Source organism: Alishewanella jeotgali KCTC 22429, assembly GCF_000245735.1.
Lineage (GTDB): Bacteria > Pseudomonadota > Gammaproteobacteria > Enterobacterales > Alteromonadaceae > Alishewanella > Alishewanella jeotgali.
Genome location: NZ_AHTH01000038.1, coordinates 13,932 through 31,488 on the forward strand (window position 1 = coordinate 13,932; position 17,557 = coordinate 31,488).

A 17,557-nucleotide genomic window follows, 5' to 3' on the forward strand; every position below is an offset into this window, starting at 1 on the left:
TGATAGAGTAAGCCATATCCTGCCTACGGTAGCGATAAAGCGGCGCCCTGACAAGTGATGAGCCAGCGGGTGCGACAATATGTCGCACTGCTATTGCCTTCAGCCAATTGTCAGGGGCAGGCTGGATCTTGATCAGCAAAGCAGGCTACAGTCTGACTATGATTGTTGTCTGGCAGAGTTGTGCATGAAATCCTGGATTCTAAGTATCGTATTAGCGCTGGCGATTTTTTTTGGCCTAAGCTGGTATAAAGAGCGGCCATTATTAGCCAGCGGTACGCCCGCGCCAGCCTTTATTGCCATTGCGGCCGACGGCGCTTTGTTCCGTTCTGCTGAGCTGGAGGGGCAGCAAACCCTGTTATATTTTTTTGCGCCCTGGTGCGGCATCTGCCGCTTAAGTATGCCTAACCTGAAGTACCTGCAGGCCGATAACGACGGACTGGCCGTTTATGCCATTGCCTTACAGTATGATTCGGCAGAGCAGGTGGCAGACTTTGTCGCCGATCTGGATTTACAGGTGCCGGTATTGTTGGGTAATCAACAACTAGCGGTCGATTATCAGATCCAGGCATTTCCAACCTACTATGTGCTGGATGCTCAGGGGCAGGTCACGGCGAAATCCTTGGGCTACAGTACAGCGCTGGGATTGTGGTTGCGCAGTCGTTGATTCTTCAGCCGATTATTTGGCACTAAACTTCATTGCACCGAACGAACAGCAGCAGGAGTCGGGTAGGCCAGGTTAAAAAAATGTTCATTTTTATCGCTATTCAATTATTATCGACACGGTTCAGGATATAAAACTCAGAAAAGGGAGATGAGTATGAAAGCCCGTTGGTTATTCTTAGTAGCCGCTTTGTTGACAATAAATCCAGCAACAGCAGATTGGTGGCAGGCAACCACAGCTTACGAAGAAAAGAATTATGTTACCGCCAAACGACTATTTAATGCGCTTATTCCATTAGGTAATGAAGATGCCGCCTTTAATCTGGCGGCGATGAACTTTAATGGTGAGGGCGTTAACCCAAATAAAGTTATGGCGTTAGCCTATTTTATGTTAGCCGAGGAGTTGGGTAGACAAGATGCGGTTGACTTGCAAGCCTTATTACTCTCTCAGCTGGATGCGGAACAAATTGCCGACGCTAAGCGACAGCACGAACAATTAAGGCTAGATGTTAAGATTTGGCCAAAGGACCGGTATGACTCGATAGCTCATACAGATGCACCAACCGCAATTAAACGGCCTCTGCCAAAGTATCCCAAAGATGTGGCTAATACCCTGGGATATGTGCTGGTACGTATTCTTATTAGTGAGGATGGCTCAGTACAAGCGGCTGATGTCGTTGATACTTACCCAAAGAATACCTTTGAACGAAATACGCTGCGTGCTGTTAAACGTTGGCAATATGAGCCTTCAGATAAAAAACACGTAAAAATCGTTCATATGAATTTTACGGTGCCAAACCATTTGCTTAGCCGGGAAGTAGAGAAGCAAATTAAGCAAAATTTACTGTGGGAAGGCGCACTGATGGGCTCGCCTAATCATCAGTATTTGCTTGGTAGTATTTTGAATTTAAACCATATCCAGAGTGGCGTTCATCTTATTGTTCAAGAAAAGCAACCCGCACCAGCTGAGCTTAACTTAGATAGTTTTAAACATAATGATGGTGTTAGAGCTCGCATCGATGGTTTTGTTGGAACGGCTTTAGTGAGGGTTGCACCTGATGGTCGTATTCTTGAACAGGTTAAGGCTAATTTTGCACCGCAAAGTGAAGTGACTGATTTAGTGGGTTTAACCCTAAGTGGTGACATTCAAACTGAGCAGTATTTCTTGTCTAAGTTGCCTGGTATTGCCCGTAAAGCCGTTGACGTGAGGCCAGCAGTTGCGGTCCCCCGAGAATTGTCTGCTAATTATTGGTGGGATCAGGCTGCGAAAAATGGCAACCATGAGGCTCAACGCACTATAGCGGCTTACGACAGGCGTTGGGAAAGTTATTTGCTTGAGCAACAAGACCCTGTGGTTATGGCTTGGACCGGAACAAAAATGATTCTGGAAGGGGAGCGTGAGAAAGGGATGGCACTACTCGATGCTGCTATTGCCAAAAAATACGAGCCTGCAGCCGAGCTTAAGAAGCATTTAATGTAAAGTGGTCAAGTAAGCCATTAAGGCCGTTGCGCGGCCTTAATGGTTATAACTCTAATCTTTAACGATGCTGGTATCCGCAGCCTGATTACTTGATAAGTTTACAGCCTAAAACCGCTTTTTTTCCTTCAGCTTCAGCAACAAGATGCAGCTTTGACCTAGCCGAGAACGCTCCCATTTTCACCTCTTGCCAGACAAAATAATTGACCCCGGGCTCGGCGATTAATGTTAACTCGGCATCATTTTCTGTTTTTGAGACTATAGTATGTTCTCCAGGCTCAACTTCCCGCAATACATAAGATTTTGCCACCGTATCGCCGACAGACATGCCATTGAGTAATAGCGGCATTTTCACCGCTGCGCCCATGTTCTCATTACGGTAGATATAAATTTTTGCTTTGTTGGGTACTGTCGTGAACTGTTTTGCCTGATTGTCCAGATCGGCAGTTGCCATAGGTACGCTGGCGCAGCCAGTCATCATTGCCACTAAAGCAAGGGTCGCAGCCAACATAAATTTTTTGACCATAGTTATATCCTTAAAATATGCAGTTTTAGTTATCCCATTGTTACACGATTCGGCAGCTGAACAGTGGTGATTCAGCCCCGAAAAGAAAACATTAATAGCGTAGACATTGGCTGATACTTGTACAAATAGTCTGCAGAAAAATAGTCATGCTGTGGCTCAGGGGGATTCAATCTGGCGAATTTTTTGTACTTTTATCGTGCTTTTACTGTAGTTGGCGCTGGAAGCTTGCGGTGGTACCGGATACCACAAAGTAGCTTTGCCAGCTACTTAGCGGCAAAGTGTATTGCACGGTTTGCTCCCGATAGTGTATCCGGGTGCTGCCATCCGGCTGCCAGGAGAGCCGGATATGAACTGCTTCGCCGTTAGCAATGTGACTAGCAAGTTTCTGCTTCGTTGAATGCCCGCCAACACGATATTCAAGCATTAAAATATTTTGCTCGGTGCTATCTGGTTTTTGATGTAATGAGATCCTAAAGTTGACATCTTCAGGGTCGCCAATTTGTAGATAAGCATAAGGGAACCACCTCGGATCTAGCACCTTATGTGGCGTAATGGACATGGTAAAGCTGATTTCTGCTGGTACGGTTTCCAACATTAATGGATAGAGGCCATAATTGCCGGCAGCTGGGCTTAGAGTTAATAGTTCCGGTTGTATTTTGGCTGAGTGTTGCTGTAAATAGGCTGGTTGCGGCAACATGCTGTAGTCAGGTTGCTCACTAATTCGGTACATGGTGTGACGCTCTCCGTCATCTGCCAGATACACAAAAGTTTGCGGGTTGATGTCGACTATTCTGTTACAAAAATTAATTTCTTCAGGCGGGTAGGGGGTTTCAGTTAGTGGATTAAACAATTTGTAGGTCAGATTAAGGCAGGATAGTTGATCACGTTGCTGCCAGTCACCGGTTGCTATGTAAAATACGTCTTCAACGACACCGTAACCATAAACATCGCCATTTGGGAAATAGGAAATAAATCCCAGGCAAGACTGCCCACCATCATCAGATTCGCACCACTTTCCCAAACGCAGATCTGCTTGGGTGGCGGAAGCGCTCAGGCTTAACAATAACAACACAGAACACGCTGCTTTCATAATCGGATCCTTGATATAGCCAAGTGTTGCATCTCACGATAATAGTCTGTTACCCAGAATGCAAGGGGCAGTCTGTTGCCGATGTTACTGCTGGCGGGCTATCCCCCGTTGTGTAACGCTTAGTCGCCAAGTTTATGTTTTTACGATAACTTTATTGTTGATAATCTATGTTTGCTTTGTTACTTTGCCAGCTGTTGCTGCTGAAGAAGCGTGAAGGATTATGCGTTTACTGAGAATTATATTTAGTATGGTGTTAATGGCACCGATACTAACCCCTGCTGCCGTCAAGGATGTCTTACCGGTCTCTGCCTTCGCCAGTGATCCCTCTGCTGATTTGCTGACCTTGTCGCCCGATGGGACAAAAATTGCGATGTTACAGACTCTCAGTCATGAGGGGGCGCAGTTAGTTTTGGTGACATTAGTTAACTTAGTAAAAAATGAGCGTTCGTTCCTGATAAAGGCCGACACGCGTGATCTCTCAATCTATGAACTGACGTGGGCCAATAACAAGCACCTGCTGATGAAAGCGGCCTACGCAGGAGCCAGGAATGGTATTCCGGTTTCGGAAACCCGTTTGATGGTAATCGATGTCGGAACCGGTGAACACCATAATGTGGTTAGTGGAACTTTACAGCGCCGGCTGGAGCGGACACCACAGTTTCAATCCAATATTGTGGCCCTGATGCCCGACGATGAACAGCATATATTATTAGCGCTCGACGGCTTACATAGTGAACCTGGTGTCAGCATCGTAAAAATCAACCTCGAAACCAAACGCTTCAGCATGGTAGCGAATGGACGCCGAAATTTGGTGGATTGGCTGGTTGACCGGCAATACCAACCCAGAATTGCCATTTTTCGTGATGGCACTGAGTTTTGGATCGCCGAACGATTGAATGGTAGTAAATTCCGTGAACTTTGGCGCTTTGAGGCCTTTTCGGAGCAGCAAATTTGGCCGTTAGGTTTCGATCAAAACCCAAATTTACTTTATGTATCTGCCTATCATGATGGGCGTCTGGCTATTTTTAAAGTTGACTTAACAGACGCGAACTTAGCGATGACACTAATGGTAGCGAACGACAATTACGATGTTCCTGCAACGTTGGCATACTCCTGGCAAGATCAGCAAGTTATCTCGCTAGGCAATCAATATATCAGTGCCAAACATTCGGCTTTTCAGCGCGCGTTAGATCAAGCCTTACCGGATACTCATAACCGGATTATTAGCCGTAGCGGCGATCAAAACAGCTATATCGTGCTGGCCAGTAGCGAAACGGAAGCCGGGGTGTATTTACTTGGCAACAGGGCAGCTAACGAACTCGAGGTGTTATTACCTAAATACGCGCAACTTCAGCCAGAGTTAATGGTGGCAAAAAGTAGAATTGAATATAAAGCGCGTGACGGCCTAACGATTGAAGGCTTCCTGACAACCCCTAAAAGTTATACCGCTGGCCCCCTGCCGACGATTATCTTCCCGCATGGTGGTCCAATTTCTTTTGACAATGAGGGGTTTGATTATTGGACGCAGTTTTTTGCCAATCGCGGCTATGCCGTATTGCAAATGAATTTCCGTGGCTCAGCCGGGTATGGCTTTGACTTTATGCAGCTGGGATTACGAGGCTGGGGGCTACAAATGCAAGATGATGTTGAGGATGGCACTCAGTGGCTTATTGACCAGGGCATTGCCGACAAATCGCGGATCTGTATTGTCGGTGCCAGCTATGGTGGTTACGCGGCCTTGATGGGGGTTATCCGGTCACCAGGACGCTATAAATGTGCGATTAGCTTTGCTGGCGTAACAGATGTGGAAGCCTTGGTACGCAGTAGTCGGCATTACACCAATTTCGATATTGTTAAAAAACAAATTGGTGATGATTATCGTGAGTTGCGCCAGCGCTCACCGATAACGCACGCCCAGGCGATCGATATTCCAGTGTTATTGCTACACGGTGATCTTGATAGATCTGTGCCAGTTCAACAAAGTCGTGCCTTCAACCGAACACTAAGTCGAACCAACAAGCAGGTGCAATATATTGAGCTTGAGAAAGGTGATCACTACCTCAGTACGCAGAGTCACCGTTTATCAGCATTTAGTGCGATGGAAGACTTTTTGCAACAGCATTTGTCGGCCCCGGCGGCAGAGTAAAGGCCGGGCTGAATGAGGTAGTCTGGTAGCTTTGCGGTAGGGGTTTAGAGTAACAGCGGGCTTTAGTCAAATCGTTGTTAAAGCAAGATTAATTATCAGGATAGTAGCAATGGCAACTAATATTCGGTTCTATTTAAGCGCAGCCGTGGTGGTAGTGTTATTCATCGAAACGCTGTTTTTAGGAAACACGTTTTCGCTGCAGTGGCACAGTCCAAAATTAATGTATCAGGTGAGCGCTTATTTGGTGCCGATAAAGTTTTTGCTCATCTGTTTGGCACTGGGAGCACTTAGTGGTCTGATACTAACGGGATGGCGTCGGTATGGCCGGTATTTGCTATTAACCTTAGCCAGTTTAAATTTGTTACTGCTGAGCTTAGTTGGCGTTGGCTATCTGTTTGCCGGATTTGCTCCGCTGAGTCAGCAGTTTCGTTTGCAGGGTAACATTGCGGTCTATACGGCCGATCCGGGTGCCATGGGCCGCGCCTATCATTATTTTAGCTATTTCTGCCGTAATGATTACGGTTTCTATCGTTTAGAGCCGATTAGTCGTTTGGATTGGTTAGGCGAGTTTGACTTTAACGAACAGCAGGGCGAATTGGTAATTACCGCAGTGCGCCATGAACCACAAGAAATCCGGCTGCCACTAACTGACTTTAGCTGCCAATAGGTACGCTAAGCCGCTTGGTATAATGTTACTTGATTGCGCCCCATACGCTTAGCCTGGTATAGGGCCTCATCTGCCTGTTGTAATAAGGTTTTCCAGTTGTCCAAATGTTGGCTACTGGCGACACCAATGCTAACCGTTAAAAAGTAGGGCTGAGGCAGAAACAGCGGTGAGCTGTTTATTATTTGTCTTAGTCGGTCGGCAATGTGAATTGCTGTCTGGGCGTCGGTATCTGGTAAGCACAGCAAGAACTCTTCACCACCATAGCGAAACAACAAATCATAGTCACGGAGTTGTTGATCTGCGAGCTTGGCAATATGTTGCAGTGCGAGATCGCCTGCTGCGTGGCCAAAGTTATCGTTGATTTGCTTGAAATGGTCGGCATCCAGTAATAGAAAACTCAGCGTTTTTTGCTGACGTTGGCTGCGACTTAACTCGGCGCTAAGCCGGATATCCATGGTGCGGCGATTCAATAAACCGGTTAGCGCATCTCGCTCTGAAAGTTGTTGTAGCATCAGACGTTGTTGGCTGTGGCTTAGCAATATAATGCAGCAAAACACTAAAATGGCAAAAGCAGTCAGCGCGAAAAAACCAATATTGTGAACAAGTGGTGCTATGGAAGTTGAAACTAATTGCTGTTGTTCTAATGCCATATAAGCAGAACGACCGGCAAACTGTATGATGTTAAAACCAAAAGTTGCGATAAATGCCAGGTAAACTTTACCCAACTCGGCTTTTCTATGCGGCCAAAGCATATAGATACACCAGAAATTCAATAACAATACGATCGGAATATTCAGATAAAAACGATGATTGATATCGCTGCGGGCAAAGTCGGTAAGATTTAACAAAAAAAGCACGACAAATAACAGTAACAGGCCAAACCGCTTGCCAGGCTTTTGCAGATGGCGATGAATGCCTGCAGCTAGGGCGATATTAGCGCCAACGCTTAAACTATTTGAAAGTGCGGGCAGCAGCCAATAGGGTAGCGCAATGCCGCCATAATGAATGGCACTGATGCTGGCGTTTAATAGCATACAAATCCCGGCCAGCAAAAAATACCGCTGATAGCGAAACTGACGGTCGGCTTGTTCCTGAAATGCTAACACGCCAGTCGCGACCAGAGCGATAAAAGCATTGATAACAGTCAGGGTAAAGAGATCCATAACAGCTGGGTCCGGCAAAGAAAGGGCGCAGAATTTAGCACAAAAAAGCGCCAGCTGGCAATTTTATCCTATGCTGGTGCCTGGATAAACTTATCCCCTAACAGATTGGCACCGAGATGGCCGGTTTTTACATAGATCAATGCGCCTTCAGTTGTGGTAAAGGGGGTATGAGAACTGTACCTTGGGCTTCGTAACCAGCTACCTGTGGGATACTCAGCAAACTCGTCACGAAAAACGCCATCCAGCACCAGGATCTCCTCGCCACCGGGATGTGTGTGGCGGTTAAATTGGGTATTGGCGGCCCAGCGCACTAAGGCGGTGTTAACGCCGTTATGCTCATGCAAAGGCAGTACACTTAGCCCGGACACTAAACCGGGGAGCCAGTCCCCGCTATTGGTATCAATGACCAGCTTAGTGTGATCGTCAGCGGCAAATTGCCACAGTTTTACCAGCAGCAGACACCCCTGCTCAGAGTAGGGCTGGTGGTTACTGCCAGGCGGATTGCGCAGGTAGCTGCCAGCAGGATAGTGGCCGTGTTCATCTGAAAAGATGCCGTCCAGCACCAATATTTCTTCACCACCATCATGGCGGTGGCTGCTATAACCCGAGCCTGGTGCATAACGTACCAGGCTGGTGGCGCGTGCAACTTCGTCACCAGCACGGTCTAACATCACCCGGCTTACACCGGGCAGAGGGGATGGCACAAATTGTTGTTGGCCCGGCAACAGCACTACCCGGGCACTAAAATCGGCGTTAATCTGCATGCTTAACCGAAATGACAAAAGCAAAGTTTATTACCATCGGCATCCCTTACATAGGCACCGTAGAAGGTATTTGGAATGCGTTGACCCGGTGCACCATCGCAAGTGGCACCCAGCGCAATAGCTTTATGATACAGCTGATCAACCGCTGCTTTTGAGCCTGGTGCCAACGACACCATGTTGCCATTACCCGGCGCTGCGGCTTGCTGATTGAACGGAATACAGACCGCCAGCATGGGTTCTTTCATGCTCTTACCAAAAAAAGTGATCCGATCCATATTTAACAAGGTTTTGGCGCCAAGTTCGCCCAGTAAATCACCATAAAACTTGCGGGCTGCAGCAATATCACTGACACCTAAGGTTACATAACTAATCATCGTTTTCTCCGTTCATGGTTCTGGGGTAGTATGGGCACTGAGTGATAACAGTGCACGGCGTAAGTATACGAACGAAAGCGGCGCCTGGTGTTGTTGTTTTAGAAAAAAATTAAGGATGCGCTACGCATGCATAGTCATATTACCCGGTTGTATCAACTGGCCGCCAAACCCAGCCGCCGCATTATCGGCTTAATGAGTGGGACTTCGTTAGATGGGCTGGATATTGCGCTGTGCTTAATTAGTGGTAGCGGCCAGCATACCAGCGTCACCGTCGAGCAGTTTATCACCGTGCCTTATCAGGATGAATTTCGCAGCCGGGTGCAGGCGGTATTTGCCAAACGGCAGGTTGATTTACAGCAATTAACGCTATTACATCCGTGGATTGCCCTGCAGCATGCGGCTATGATCAATCAGGCGTTACGCGACTGGCAGGTGCCGGCATCAGAGGTGGACCTGATCGCCAGCCATGGGCAGACCGTGTATCACTGTCCGTTACGGCAGCATCAGGATCCGGCGTGGGGCAATGCCACCTTGCAACTGGGAGATGGTGATCACCTGGCGGTGCATACCGGCATTATGACCGTCAGTGATTTCCGGCAAAAACATATTGCGGCTGGCGGCGAAGGCGCACCTCTGGCGGCCTATGGTGATTATTTACTCTTTGGCTCCGCTCAGGAAAACCGTATTTTGCTGAATATCGGTGGTATTGCTAATCTTACCTATTTGCCGGTAGATGCCGATCTGAACAAGGTGTTTAGTACGGATCTCGGCCCGGGTAATACCATGATGGATGCCTATGTCCGGCAGTACTATCCGGCCCTGCAATATGATGCCGATGCCAGGATCGCCGCTAGCGGTAAGGTGGCGCCGGCATTATTGGCGGCGTTACTGCAGCATCCGTTTTTCAGCCTGAGTTTGCCCAAAACCACCGGGCCTGAGGTGTTTAATTTGCAATACTTGCAGCAGGCGCAGCAACAAAGCGGTTGCACCGCTCTAAGCCCGGCAGATGTGCTGGCCACGTTAAACTGCTTTAGTGCGACAGCCATTGTGCGTTTAGTGCAGCAGCTAACGATAGCAGCACAGCCTACTGTTATTTACGCCAGTGGCGGTGGTATCCATAACCCGCTGTTAATGCAGCAAATTCAGCAGCAACTGCCACAGTTCTCGCTGCGAACTACCGCTGAGCTGGCGATTTTGCCGGATGCCAAAGAAGCCGTATTATTTGCCTTGCTGGCGAATGAATGCGTTGCCGGAAGCTCTGACACCTTTACCGCGACCAGTCGTGCTATGCCGGCGGTTACTATGGGTAAGATCAGCTTTGCTGATTAGGGCGTCTTTGCTTTAAAAAACAACGGTAGCCTTTGCTACCGTTGTCACTTGCTTGCCTGGTACTGACTTAAGTTACGGATTGTAACTGACTGTCAGGGTCACACCGCTGAAACTGCTGTAAGCGCGGATACTAACGTGCCAAACGTCTGCTGCCGGATTGTTAAAGTTACAGCTTTCATTGTTCCCTTGCAGATACGGCCGGCAATCGTAAGTCGTGGTAGTCGGTCTGGCTCCGCGACGAACATAGAGATCGGCATCGCCGGTGCCACCGGAAATACTGGCGGTCAGAGTTTTCATGCCAGCAGGGACTGTCACGGTATAATGCAGCCAGTTGTTGGTAGTAGCCGACAGGTTGGACACAGTGCCACCACCGCCGGTGCCACCTGAGCCCTGAGCAGCTTGCACTGCGGCATTGGCATCAACAATGCCGGTACCACAGCCACTGCAGGTTGCCGGGAAGCTACGGGCAGTATTTTTCAGGATGGTCTCAATTTCATCCGGGGTGGCAGAGGGTTTCACCTGCTTAATCAGCGCAGCAACACCGGCCACGTGTGGCGCCGCCATAGAGGTACCCTGACTGTAGCCGTAGCTGTCATTGCCCGGCGTAGTGCTGCCAGAATTATAAGTAGACAGCACGCCATTCGGGTCATTTGCTGAGGTCATCTGGCCACCCGGTGCTGCGACATCAACGCTGGTACCGGTATTAGAGTAGCTGGCGCGACCGCCCTGACGGTTGGTTGCGGCGACGTTAACCACGCCGGCACAGTTACCCGGGTTAAAGTTATTGGCATTTGAGTTGCTGTTACCAGCGGCGACAACAACGACAGCACCACGGCTGCGGGCCTGGTTAATCGCATTCTGCGTGGTAGTAGAACAGCTACCTGAGCCACCCAGACTCATATTGATGACACTGGCTGGATTCGCATTAGCCGGTACGCCCGATACGGTGCCACCGGCTGCCCAGATGATACCGTCAGCGATATCAGAGGTATAACCACCGCACTTACCTAATACCCGCACCGGTACAATCTTGGCGTTATAAGCAACCCCGGCAACCCCGGTGTTATTGTTGGTAACAGCGGCAATGGTGCCGGCTACGTGTGTACCATGCCAGCTTGAGGCGCGGAAGGAGGTCGGTTGACCGCCGCCACACTCGCCGGCATTGGTCCAGTCTCCCGGATCGCGGGCATCGTTATCGCGGCCGCCGCCATCATTAGCGATAAAAGTATCGGAGATCATATCGTAGCCAGGCAGAATATTGGCATTCAGATCGGCATGTGGCCGGTAGCCGGTATCCAGTACCGCTACAACTACGCCCTGACCTGTGGCTCTGTCCCAGGCTGCCGGGGCTCGGATACCACCGGTATTCTCATAGTAATGCCATTGGTTGGCATACTGGGTATCGTTGGGTGTCAGGGCTGCTTGTAGCAGCACATCCTCTTCGACTAATTCTACTTCATCATCTGCTGCCAGCTGACTAAGCAGTGCCGCTGTTTCCTTGGCTGACAGGCGACGGTCGGCGCTAAATACCGCATGGCGTTCTAACGCGGTTTCCCGCACAAACTTAACTGACTTGCCGGCACGCTGACTAAAACGCTCGGCTTTGGCCTGCATCCGCTCAGCCCGGCGCTGTTGAGCGACGGCAGCCGGCAGACTGCGTGTCAGGTTATCGGTCTGGCTTTCTTTATACTTAACAATAACCCGGGTAACCGGGCCATCCTGATATTGGTTGTTATCGTCGGCATAAGCGGCATTGGCCAGCAGTGCTGCAGGCACACATAGCAACGCAAACGCATTTAGTTTGAAATATTTCTTCGGCATAGTATTACCTTGTTTCTTGTTATGAGTTCCCTGGAAGGATGACCGCATGCTGTAACACCACAGCAACATCAATAATAAGTTTTAAGGCAAAAAGCCGGTGGCTGTAAATCAACAAAATCTGACCAAGAGGCTGTTATATTTGCGAATTCAGGAACAGCGTTTCTGAAAAAGGGGTTTATTACAGTTTCAGAAAGTAAGTGGATGACGTGCAATGTAGGATTAACAAGGCGTGTGCCAAAATTTTTACAATCCCTTCATATAACCAAAAGTTATATCTTATTTCGAATGCATTTGAATAATATCTAGCCGATAGAGCTCATCGCAGAGATGAACTAATCTATTCGGGTTAGCTCCGTTGTGCGGTCCAGGTTAACCCCGTACTCAAGCTACTCTTGAGTACGGGCAATTGCACTAGTCTTTTGAGATTTCCAACCGGCCACTAACCGTATTGATCTCTATATTACCTGTTCCTTGACCACTGCTGAATTGTAGGTTGCTGGCCGGACCATATTTGGCTCTGCTGGGTTGATCGGCGGTTAGGCTGTTCTTAATACCGCCACCGGCCGTTGTTTTTAGACTTACTTTGGCATCAAGCGCGGTGGGAAATTTGAGTTCAAATTTACCGCTGACAGAGGAGCCTTTAATGCGAGGGGCGGACTGATTTTTTAGCTCCAGTTCGACATTACCATTCACGGTAGAGATTTCAATTTGTTGCGTGCCATCTAACGCCAGTGAGACTTCGCCATTCACCACTGTTAGCATCAAGTCTTGTGGTTGACTGTTGAGTTGAAGCTTGCCATTAACTGATTCGACATTTAACCGGCCACTTGCACCTTGATCAGTAATTTTGCCATTTACTGTTTTCAATTTGACGTGGCCACTTAACGTCTGACTCTGAATGTCGCCATTTACACTCGTTAGCTCAACGCTGTTACTCAGAGCACTGGCATTAATACTGCCGTTAACGGTACTAAGTGAGGTACCGCCGCTAATATTGGTCGCTTTGACATCAACATTCACGCCTTTAAAGGATACGGAGCTCCCCACCGGTAATTCGATAATAAGCTCTGACCCCTGGGCTTTTTCTTGATGTTGCTCCCGTAACTGCCGGGGCATCTGCACGATAAAGCCGGTAAAGCCGCCCTTGGAATCGAGGGTAAAGCCTTCTGCTTTTTCATCCAGTTTACCGGACACCCGGAACTGGTTGCTATTGGTGCCACGGATCTCAACCTTGCCGCGCATTACCTCCAGGCTGATCTGCTCATTCGGGCTGACGGTGCGGACTTCGTTAATACTTTGCCGGCTGTCGGCCAGGCTTAGACTACTGGCAAGCAGTAAACAAAGGCTGGCGCCGAGTTGTATCAGTTTCATGGTGTTCTCCTTTAGTAAGATGTCGAGGCCAACCAGTCAACATAAGACAGCTGTTGTTGATAGAGTGAGGCCAGTTTGTGTTGCAGACCGGGATCGTCCGGGTAAAAATTCAGTGCCACTTTCACCTGATTGATGGCTTGCTGCCACAGCTGCAGCTGCCATTGCCAGTCGCCAAAGGCCGGATTGACCTGTTGCAGCTCTGCCAGTTGTTGGCTTAGCGCCTGTTGCCATTGCTGTTCCTGCTGCTGCCAGGCCAGCACAGGCTCGGTGCGGTCTGGCCACTGCCAGCTAAAGAGCAGCATCAGCAGTACCGACGCGGCTATTGCCAGTTTGCCGAAGTGACGCGACTGTTGCCTAGGTGCAAGCCGGGCAGCTATTTCTGGCCACAGATCCCGTTCGGGTTGCCGCTCACGTGGCAGAGTGGTGAGCAAATCATCGAGTTGCTTAGTGCTCATTCAGATACTCCTGCAATAAGTGCCGGGCGCGGTGGTAGTGGGCTTTACTGCTGCCTTCGGCAATATTCAGTAAGGTGGCGATCTCCTGATGGGGATAACCCTCCAATGCGTACAACACAAAAACGGCTCTGGCCTGGGCTGGTAAACGTTGAATCGCACTTTCCAATAGCTGTTGCTGTTCACCTTGTTCGGCGGGGCAATAACCGAGCTCCGGCAGCGACTCGCCGTCTTCGAGCCGTAAGCCTTTATCCTTGCGCCAGAGATCGATACTGGTTCCGACGGCCAGGCGGTGTAGCCAACTGCTAAAGGCACTCTCGCCCCGAAAGCCAGGCAATTGTTGCCAGACCCTTAAAAAGGTCTCCTGCACCGCCTCTTCCGCCCGGGCGCGGTTTGCCAGCAAACGCCAGGCGATCGCATAAACCCGGCCAACACCCTGCTGGTAGAGTTGGGCGAAGGCGCTTTGATCACCTTGCTGGGCTCGTTGTAATAACGTTTGTTCTGTTGCAGGCATGCCTGATACTAATTATGGGTTTCTTGCTTAGTCGTCCACCTTATGGCAAAGGTTTAGTGGCTGCAAAAAATATCTGTTACTGGACAGCCTCCAATGTTTCACCATACTTGAAGAAATACTGCTGCTAAGGTGGCTTTGATGTCAGTGCTGAATGCGTCAGAAATTGTCCCTATTTTGTCCGGTGGTGGTACCCGTCTGAGTTGCCATATCGGCATTCTGCAAGCCCTGAATGAGCTGAACCTGAGTTACCGGCATTTAGTTGGCGTATCGGGTGGCAGTATCGTGGCGGCTTTTTATGCGGCCGGCTGGCCGTTAAAGCGGATTGAACAGTTGGCATTGGATACAGACTTTCGTTACTTCAAAGGGATCTCGCTTACTACCTTATTACGCACCGGCGGCCTCTGTAATGGTAACCGCTTTGAACAGTGGCTGGATGCACTTTTAGAGCAGCGTACCTTTGCCGATCTTGAGCTGGATTTGCATGTGCTGGCAACGGATATCAGTGGCGGTGGGCCGGTGATTTTTAACCGCCAGTTGACGCCGGAGGTCAGAGTATCGGCCGCAATCCGCTATTCGATGTCGATCCCGTTGTTTTTCTCGTTTAAAAGTTATCGCGACAAGGTGCTGACTGATGGCGTGATCCTGTCTGAGGATGCGCTGCACCGCGATTGGTCGGGGCAGGGGCTGCCACTGGTTTGCTTCCGGCTGAAAAGTGAATCTGAAACCCGGCCTATCCGCACCAGCCGCTACCTGCCGGTCGTGTCTTATATGCAGATGCTGATCCAAACCTTTATGAATGCCGTGTCACGTGAATATGTCCATGCCGAATACTGGCACAATACAGTGGTGGTAAATACCGGTGAAGTATCAGCGGTGAACTTTGAATTGACGGTGGCACAGAAGCAATTGCTGTATCTGCAGGGCTATAAAACGGCACTGGATATAGTACCACGTAAATTACCGCAGCTGTTTCTGCCGGTGGCACCGGTTGGTTTGTCACCCAAACTGGCCTGACTTGGAGATTGTGAGGTTGGCTGTTAGCATGCAGCTTTTGCAACCAGGGAGCTGCTGATGCATAAAACCGAGTTTAAAGTCCGCGATTACGAATGCGATATGCAGGGCATAGTGAATAATGCCGTCTATTTTAATTATCTGGAGCATGCCAGGCATGAGTTTTTAGCCAGCCGGCAGATTGATTTTGCCGCCTTGGCCAAAGCCGAGGTCAATTTGGTAGTGGTGCGTGCCGAACTGGATTACAAGGCATCGTTGACCAGTGGCGATCAGTTTTATATCACTACTCAGTATCAGCCGGTGTCGCGCTTACGCTTTGGTTTTAAGCAACAAGTGTGGCGCAGTCGCGATCAGAAGCTGATGCTGGATGCCTTTATTACCGGTACCGCCGTCAATGCAAGCGGCAAGCCGTTTTTACCGTCAGAGTTGCAACTATTGTTGGACTAAAGCCACAAATAAAGCAGGCTGCCTGCTGGCAGCCTGCGGGTCGCCATCTTAGCTCTGTTGCTGGCGCTTTTGCTTTTTCAGCCGGCGTTTTTCTTTGATGTCATGCTTTGGCTGCTTTTTGCTGGTTTCTTTGCTCATGGTAAATCCTTAAACAGATGACACCCCTGCTCTGAGGTCGCAGCAATCTACAGACGGTAGGTGCGGTGATATCAAAACCTTTAGCTGCGACTGTTAATGACTGCATGGCACTATCCTCCCGGGTTTTAACCTCAATCGGTTTGCTTGACTCTCAGAATGTCGCCGACGATAAATGTTAAAGTGCGGCGAAATACTTTTACCTGCACCAGGTCACCACAGGTTTTGCCCAGTAGCGCCTGCCCGAGTGGCGACCAAATCGACAGCGGGTTATCGTCTGTGCTGGCAGTGTGCTCTGTGCTGAGTGTTACCCAACAACTTTCGCCTTCTGGTAGCGCGATCAGTTGTATTGAATGGCCGGGGGCGGCGCTAAGCTGACCTTTATCACCGCGTGGCACCTGAGGTGTACCCAGTGTCCGCAACAGGGTGGTTGGTTTACGTGCTTTGTGCAGCGGGAACCAGCTGGCACTGAGTAAATAGCGTTCCAGGCGCGATAGCGGAAAATTCTTCAGGGTGGCACGACCTGTCATCGGGCTCTCCATAGATCAAATTTGTTGGCGAATAAGGGTATGGGCTAACAAGCTGGTATTGGATCCGGGCGCGACAGCGCGCACCCGGCTTAAAGCTGGAAGGCGGTACTAAAACTCTTTAAAGATGACCGGATGGGCCTGAACAAGACGATACTCCGTTAAATTAAAGTACAGTACAGCTGGCAGAGTGCCAGCTTGCGCATACCATAGCAGAGTAGCCAGTAAAAGCAACCACCAGTCCTGACCAAGCGTCTGAGCGCCATCACTGACGCTTGCTACTATTATTTTTGTAATAAAATTACAGTTTGTATTGCTTTGTTTAGCGCGCTGCATATCCATTCTTTCTGGGCTGAAGTGCCCTATGCCTTTGATTTAAATGCATTGTGCCTGTTTGCCTTTGTTGCTTTTACGTCAGGTGGTCGGATAAGTTAAATTTTCTAACCTGTTCGTTTAGTTCTTCTCGTTTGTCAGAAATAGCGTGATCTTGTAATTTTATTACGTGCCACTAAGCAGGCACTTAAATCAATTTTGCAGGAGAGACCAGACATGACTTTTTCAACGCGTAAATTATTAGCCGGTTTGGCGGTAGTAATGTTGTCGTCAAGTCCATTGCTCGCTTCTGCGGCGGGTAATGCGTACCAGATGGGATTGCCGGAAGAAGCACCGGGCGCCGAGTTAATTAAAGCCGGGCAGTTTAAAGCGGGGATCGAACAGGCGGTGAGCCCCCGTCAGGCCGATACGGACCCGTTCTTCCGCCAGTTAAGCCTGTGTGTCGCGTACAGCCGCACTGCTGACTTCGCATCAGCCGAGGCAGCCTGTACTGACGCCGTGCAGCGTGCCGGTACCTTGCAGGCCGTGCCGCGCTCCGCTAAACGCGAGATGCGGGCACTGGCACTGAATAACAGAGCCGTAATGAACCTGATGGCCGGTGATAAAGTGGCTGCGCTGCAGGATCTGATGCTGGCGGTTAAGCTGGACAATTCAGAGCTGACGGTGGCAAATCTGCAACGCCTGACCATGAGCATCAACGGTATTGCGTCAACGCAGGTTGCGCAGCAGGCTGCGGAATAAAGTCTGTAG

At 49.4% G+C, this 17,557-nt stretch carries 19 protein-coding genes; 8 read left to right on the forward strand and 11 right to left on the reverse strand.

The annotated features are described in order from the left end of the window. Positions 1–184 precede the first annotated feature (184 nt). Positions 185–664 (forward strand): TlpA family protein disulfide reductase, encoded by a 480-nt coding sequence (locus tag AJE_RS11430; protein WP_008950983.1) that lies wholly within the window; start codon positions 185–187, stop codon positions 662–664. 153 nt (positions 665–817) lie between these two features. Continuing rightward, positions 818–2,140 (forward strand): energy transducer TonB, encoded by a 1,323-nt coding sequence (locus AJE_RS11435; RefSeq protein WP_008950984.1) that lies wholly within the window; start codon positions 818–820, stop codon positions 2,138–2,140. Between the two features lie 85 nt (positions 2,141–2,225). Here the strand turns inward: AJE_RS11435 and AJE_RS11440 are convergent, their stop codons facing one another. Beyond that, positions 2,226–2,663: a DUF2846 domain-containing protein gene (locus AJE_RS11440; RefSeq protein WP_008950985.1), complete on the reverse strand. Its 438-nt coding sequence runs from the start codon at positions 2,661–2,663 to the stop codon at positions 2,226–2,228. A gap of 202 nt (positions 2,664–2,865) precedes the next feature. Further along, positions 2,866–3,753, reverse strand: coding sequence for a hypothetical protein (locus AJE_RS11445; RefSeq protein WP_008950986.1), 888 nt, complete (start codon positions 3,751–3,753; stop codon positions 2,866–2,868). A gap of 256 nt (positions 3,754–4,009) precedes the next feature. Here AJE_RS11445 and AJE_RS11450 point away from each other — a divergent pair, with 256 nt between their 5' ends. Both AJE_RS11450 and AJE_RS11455 read left to right on the forward strand, forming a co-directional pair. Beyond that, positions 4,010–5,899 (forward strand): alpha/beta hydrolase family protein, encoded by a 1,890-nt coding sequence (locus tag AJE_RS11450; protein WP_202799382.1) that lies wholly within the window; start codon positions 4,010–4,012, stop codon positions 5,897–5,899. 109 nt (positions 5,900–6,008) lie between these two features. Further along, positions 6,009–6,566, forward strand: a complete 558-nt coding sequence (locus tag AJE_RS11455; protein ID WP_008950988.1) for a hypothetical protein — start codon at positions 6,009–6,011, stop codon at positions 6,564–6,566. A 5-nt stretch (positions 6,567–6,571) separates the two neighbouring features. Here AJE_RS11455 and AJE_RS11460 read toward each other — a convergent pair whose 3' ends face one another. From AJE_RS11460 to AJE_RS11470, 3 genes are all read right to left on the reverse strand, one after another. Beyond that, positions 6,572–7,729, reverse strand: coding sequence for a GGDEF domain-containing protein (locus AJE_RS11460; protein ID WP_008950989.1), 1,158 nt, complete (start codon positions 7,727–7,729; stop codon positions 6,572–6,574). Positions 7,730–7,797: 68 nt separating this feature from the next. Beyond that, positions 7,798–8,493 carry a cupin domain-containing protein gene (locus AJE_RS11465; RefSeq protein ID WP_008950990.1) on the reverse strand — a complete coding sequence of 232 codons (696 nt, stop codon included), beginning with the start codon at positions 8,491–8,493 and terminating at the stop codon, positions 7,798–7,800. A gap of 2 nt (positions 8,494–8,495) precedes the next feature. Beyond that, positions 8,496–8,867, reverse strand: coding sequence for a VOC family protein (locus tag AJE_RS11470; protein ID WP_008950991.1), 372 nt, complete (start codon positions 8,865–8,867; stop codon positions 8,496–8,498). A gap of 126 nt (positions 8,868–8,993) precedes the next feature. Here AJE_RS11470 and AJE_RS11475 point away from each other — a divergent pair, with 126 nt between their 5' ends. After that, positions 8,994–10,196, forward strand: coding sequence for an anhydro-N-acetylmuramic acid kinase (locus AJE_RS11475; protein ID WP_008950992.1), 1,203 nt, complete (start codon positions 8,994–8,996; stop codon positions 10,194–10,196). 72 nt (positions 10,197–10,268) lie between these two features. Here AJE_RS11475 and AJE_RS11480 read toward each other — a convergent pair whose 3' ends face one another. The 4 genes from AJE_RS11480 to AJE_RS11495 all read right to left on the reverse strand — a co-directional run bounded on the left by AJE_RS11480 (position 10,269) and on the right by AJE_RS11495 (position 14,354). After that, positions 10,269–12,017 (reverse strand): S8 family peptidase, encoded by a 1,749-nt coding sequence (locus tag AJE_RS11480; protein ID WP_008950993.1) that lies wholly within the window; start codon positions 12,015–12,017, stop codon positions 10,269–10,271. A gap of 411 nt (positions 12,018–12,428) precedes the next feature. Further along, positions 12,429–13,388, reverse strand: coding sequence for a DUF4097 family beta strand repeat-containing protein (locus AJE_RS11485; protein WP_008950994.1), 960 nt, complete (start codon positions 13,386–13,388; stop codon positions 12,429–12,431). An 11-nt stretch (positions 13,389–13,399) separates the two neighbouring features. Next, a complete protein-coding gene (locus tag AJE_RS11490) occupies positions 13,400–13,843 on the reverse strand; it encodes a hypothetical protein (RefSeq protein ID WP_008950995.1) in 444 nt (147 codons plus the stop codon). Continuing rightward, a complete protein-coding gene (locus AJE_RS11495; protein ID WP_008950996.1) occupies positions 13,833–14,354 on the reverse strand; it encodes an RNA polymerase sigma factor in 522 nt (173 codons plus the stop codon). The genes AJE_RS11490 and AJE_RS11495 overlap by 11 nt, the downstream gene beginning before the upstream one ends. Before the next feature lie 138 nt (positions 14,355–14,492). Here AJE_RS11495 and AJE_RS11500 point away from each other — a divergent pair, with 138 nt between their 5' ends. Together AJE_RS11500 and AJE_RS11505 are read left to right on the forward strand one after the other, a co-directional pair. Continuing rightward, a complete protein-coding gene (locus AJE_RS11500; protein WP_008950997.1) occupies positions 14,493–15,368 on the forward strand; it encodes a patatin-like phospholipase family protein in 876 nt (291 codons plus the stop codon). Positions 15,369–15,425: 57 nt separating this feature from the next. Continuing rightward, positions 15,426–15,812 (forward strand): acyl-CoA thioesterase, encoded by a 387-nt coding sequence (locus AJE_RS11505; RefSeq protein WP_008950998.1) that lies wholly within the window; start codon positions 15,426–15,428, stop codon positions 15,810–15,812. Positions 15,813–16,081: 269 nt separating this feature from the next. On the opposite strand, the gene AJE_RS11510 is transcribed toward AJE_RS11505, so the two are convergent. Continuing rightward, positions 16,082–16,477 carry a GreA/GreB family elongation factor gene (locus AJE_RS11510; RefSeq protein ID WP_008609290.1) on the reverse strand — a complete coding sequence of 132 codons (396 nt, stop codon included), beginning with the start codon at positions 16,475–16,477 and terminating at the stop codon, positions 16,082–16,084. Positions 16,478–16,585: 108 nt separating this feature from the next. Continuing rightward, on the reverse strand, positions 16,586–16,810 hold the full coding sequence (locus tag AJE_RS11515) for a hypothetical protein (protein WP_008950999.1): 225 nt from the start codon (positions 16,808–16,810) through the stop codon (positions 16,586–16,588). A 213-nt stretch (positions 16,811–17,023) separates the two neighbouring features. Here AJE_RS11515 and AJE_RS11520 point away from each other — a divergent pair, with 213 nt between their 5' ends. Further along, positions 17,024–17,548: a hypothetical protein gene (locus AJE_RS11520; RefSeq protein ID WP_008609288.1), complete on the forward strand. Its 525-nt coding sequence runs from the start codon at positions 17,024–17,026 to the stop codon at positions 17,546–17,548. The last annotated feature ends 9 nt before the right edge of the window (positions 17,549–17,557 follow it).

What these genes read in the sequence shown, in the direction of transcription:
- AJE_RS11470 (WP_008950991.1), bottom strand. Translation starts at nt 8,867, where the DNA reads ATGATTAGTTATGTAACCTTAGGTGTCAGTGATATTGCTGCAGCCCGC.
- AJE_RS11440 (WP_008950985.1), bottom strand. Translation starts at nt 2,663, where the DNA reads ATGGTCAAAAAATTTATGTTGGCTGCGACCCTTGCTTTAGTGGCAATG.
- AJE_RS11490 (WP_008950995.1), bottom strand. Translation starts at nt 13,843, where the DNA reads ATGAGCACTAAGCAACTCGATGATTTGCTCACCACTCTGCCACGTGAG.
- AJE_RS11455 (WP_008950988.1), top strand. Translation starts at nt 6,009, where the DNA reads ATGGCAACTAATATTCGGTTCTATTTAAGCGCAGCCGTGGTGGTAGTG.
- AJE_RS11495 (WP_008950996.1), bottom strand. Translation starts at nt 14,354, where the DNA reads ATGCCTGCAACAGAACAAACGTTATTACAACGAGCCCAGCAAGGTGAT.
- AJE_RS11500 (WP_008950997.1), top strand. Translation starts at nt 14,493, where the DNA reads ATGTCAGTGCTGAATGCGTCAGAAATTGTCCCTATTTTGTCCGGTGGT.
- AJE_RS11445 (WP_008950986.1), bottom strand. Translation starts at nt 3,753, where the DNA reads ATGAAAGCAGCGTGTTCTGTGTTGTTATTGTTAAGCCTGAGCGCTTCC.
- AJE_RS11510 (WP_008609290.1), bottom strand. Translation starts at nt 16,477, where the DNA reads ATGACAGGTCGTGCCACCCTGAAGAATTTTCCGCTATCGCGCCTGGAA.
- AJE_RS11520 (WP_008609288.1), top strand. Translation starts at nt 17,024, where the DNA reads ATGACTTTTTCAACGCGTAAATTATTAGCCGGTTTGGCGGTAGTAATG.
- AJE_RS11480 (WP_008950993.1), bottom strand. Translation starts at nt 12,017, where the DNA reads ATGCCGAAGAAATATTTCAAACTAAATGCGTTTGCGTTGCTATGTGTG.
- AJE_RS11450 (WP_202799382.1), top strand. Translation starts at nt 4,010, where the DNA reads ATGGCACCGATACTAACCCCTGCTGCCGTCAAGGATGTCTTACCGGTC.
- AJE_RS11460 (WP_008950989.1), bottom strand. Translation starts at nt 7,729, where the DNA reads ATGGATCTCTTTACCCTGACTGTTATCAATGCTTTTATCGCTCTGGTC.
- AJE_RS11475 (WP_008950992.1), top strand. Translation starts at nt 8,994, where the DNA reads ATGCATAGTCATATTACCCGGTTGTATCAACTGGCCGCCAAACCCAGC.
- AJE_RS11515 (WP_008950999.1), bottom strand. Translation starts at nt 16,810, where the DNA reads ATGCAGCGCGCTAAACAAAGCAATACAAACTGTAATTTTATTACAAAA.
- AJE_RS11430 (WP_008950983.1), top strand. Translation starts at nt 185, where the DNA reads ATGAAATCCTGGATTCTAAGTATCGTATTAGCGCTGGCGATTTTTTTT.
- AJE_RS11435 (WP_008950984.1), top strand. Translation starts at nt 818, where the DNA reads ATGAAAGCCCGTTGGTTATTCTTAGTAGCCGCTTTGTTGACAATAAAT.
- AJE_RS11465 (WP_008950990.1), bottom strand. Translation starts at nt 8,493, where the DNA reads ATGCAGATTAACGCCGATTTTAGTGCCCGGGTAGTGCTGTTGCCGGGC.
- AJE_RS11485 (WP_008950994.1), bottom strand. Translation starts at nt 13,388, where the DNA reads ATGAAACTGATACAACTCGGCGCCAGCCTTTGTTTACTGCTTGCCAGT.
- AJE_RS11505 (WP_008950998.1), top strand. Translation starts at nt 15,426, where the DNA reads ATGCATAAAACCGAGTTTAAAGTCCGCGATTACGAATGCGATATGCAG.